Raw genomic sequence first — 2,034 nt, 5'->3', positions numbered from 1 at the left:
TGTCAGCAGCGGTTGTAAACTGATACAGGCAGCGATTGAAAACTGATACACCATTTTGAGAAGATGGCCGCTTTGCGGAGCGGCCTTGAAACCCAAAGAGGTGTACGTGGAAATTCAACTCCTGAAGAGGCATGGGTTAAGCCTTCGGCAGATCGCCGCCGAGGTAGGCTGCGCAGTGAACACGGTGCGCCGGCATCTGGCCCTGGAGGCCGTGCCGAAGTACGAACGCCAAGTCAAACGCCAGACGAAGCTGGCGCAATTCGAGCAGTACCTGAGGGATCGGCAGCAAGCCGCTCAGCCCGACGTGATTCCGGCCACCGTGCTGTACCGCGAGATTGCCGCGCGCGGCTACGAAGGCGGCATGAGCCAGTTGAGGGCCTTCGTGCGCACCTTGCGCCCGGCACCTTCAGCCGACCCGGTGGTGCGTTTCGAGACGGCGATGGGCGAGCAGTTGCAGGTGGACTGGGTCGAATTCCGTAAGGGCAGCGCGCCATTGCACGCGTTCTGCGCGACGCTTGGCTTTAGCCGGGCCAGCTACGTGGAGTTCGTCAGCAACATGAAGGTAGAAACCCTGATCGCCTGCCACGAGCGCGCCTTTGCGGCGTTCGGTGGCGTGACGCGGCGGGTCCTGTATGACAACATGAAGACGGTAGTACTGGAGCGCGATGCGTACGGTGAGGGCGAGCACCGCTTCCACGCCGGCTTCCTGGACTACGCCAGGCATAGCGGCTTCGTGATCAAGCTGTGCCAGCCGTACCGGGCCAAGACCAAGGGAAAAGTCGAACGCTTCAACGGCTACCTGCGCCGCTCGTTTTACGTGCCGCTGGCGAGCCGGGTGGCACAGAGCGGCCAGAAGCTCGACGTCGTAACGGCCAACGTGGAAGTGGCCCACTGGTTGCGCGAGGTGGCCAATGCGCGCATCCACGGCACCACCGGGGAGCCGCCAGCCGAAGCATTGAAGCGGGAAGTGGAGCACCTGCAAGCGCTGCCGGCACCATGGCGGGCGGACATCGCGGCAGCCAGGCCGCAACCGAGTACCGCGGCACCTGCGGTGCCGCGGCCGGCAGCGGTGGTGGAGCGAATCGCGCAACCGTCTCCAGTACAGCATCCGCTGCAGGTGTACGACGCGCTGCTGGTGCGGGTTACTGAAGGGGTGGGGGCATGAACCTGCAGCATGAGCGTATCGCGACGTTGTGCGAGAGCCTGAACCTGCCGTTCGTGGCACAGGGCTATGGCGCCGCAACCCAGAAGGCGGCGAAGCAGGAGATGGCCTACAGCGACTTCCTGGAGGGGCTCTTGAGGGAGGAAGCCGCCGGGCGCAACGTGCGTAAGCAAAGCACGATGACCAGGCTGGCCGGGTTCCCGGCGGTGAAAACGCTGGACGAGTTCAACTATGACTTCGCCAAAGGCGTCAAGCGCAGCCAGGTCGAGGAGCTGGCCGGTTTGGGCTTCGTCGAGCGGCATGAAAACGTGGTGCTTGTCGGGCCCAGCGGCGTAGGCAAGACGCACCTGGCAATGGCACTGGGTTACAAGGCCACGCAGGCCGGCATCAAGACGCGCTTCACGACGGCGGCCGACCTGATGCTGGCGTTGACGATGGCGCATACCCAGAACAATTTGAAGGCGGTAATGCACCGCGCGATCAAGGCATATCGGCTCTTGATCATCGATGAGATCGGTTACTTGCCGATGAACCGGGAGCAGGCCAACCTGTTCTTTCAGGTGATCGCGGCACTGTACGAGCGCAGCAGCCTGATCGTGACCAGCAACCTGCCGTTCGGGCAATGGGACACGACCTTCGCGCAGGACACGACGCTGACCGCGGCGCTGCTCGACCGGCTACTGCACCATGCGCACATCGTGCCGATTGCAGGGGAAAGCTACCGGCTCAAGCACCAACGACAGGCCGGGATGATGAGGGGGAGCGATGTTGCAGAAATGGGCTGAACACGGACGGTGTTCGGCGACGGGGGTGTATCAGTTTTAAATCGCTGAGACGACGAAATCTGTATCAGTTTTCAATCGCCGTTGACA

The 2,034-nt window shown here is 62.5% G+C and carries 2 protein-coding genes; both read left to right on the top strand.

Annotation, left to right across the window (positions count from 1 at the left end):
- Positions 1–85: 85 nt before the first annotated feature.
- A complete protein-coding gene (istA, locus tag ACZ9AQ_RS24100) occupies positions 86–1,165 on the top strand; it encodes an IS21 family transposase (RefSeq protein ID WP_429207332.1) in 1,080 nt (359 codons plus the stop codon).
- Positions 1,162–1,947 (top strand): IS21-like element helper ATPase IstB, encoded by a 786-nt coding sequence (gene istB / locus ACZ9AQ_RS24095; protein ID WP_429207331.1) that lies wholly within the window; start codon positions 1,162–1,164, stop codon positions 1,945–1,947. Before istA ends, istB begins: the two co-directional genes overlap by 4 nt.
- Positions 1,948–2,034 lie beyond the last annotated feature (87 nt).

Source organism: Massilia sp. UYP34, from assembly GCF_056279385.1.
This window is presented reverse-complemented; position numbering and strand designations above follow the sequence as displayed.

What these genes read in the sequence shown, in the direction of transcription:
- istB (WP_429207331.1), top strand. Translation starts at nt 1,162, where the DNA reads ATGAACCTGCAGCATGAGCGTATCGCGACGTTGTGCGAGAGCCTGAAC.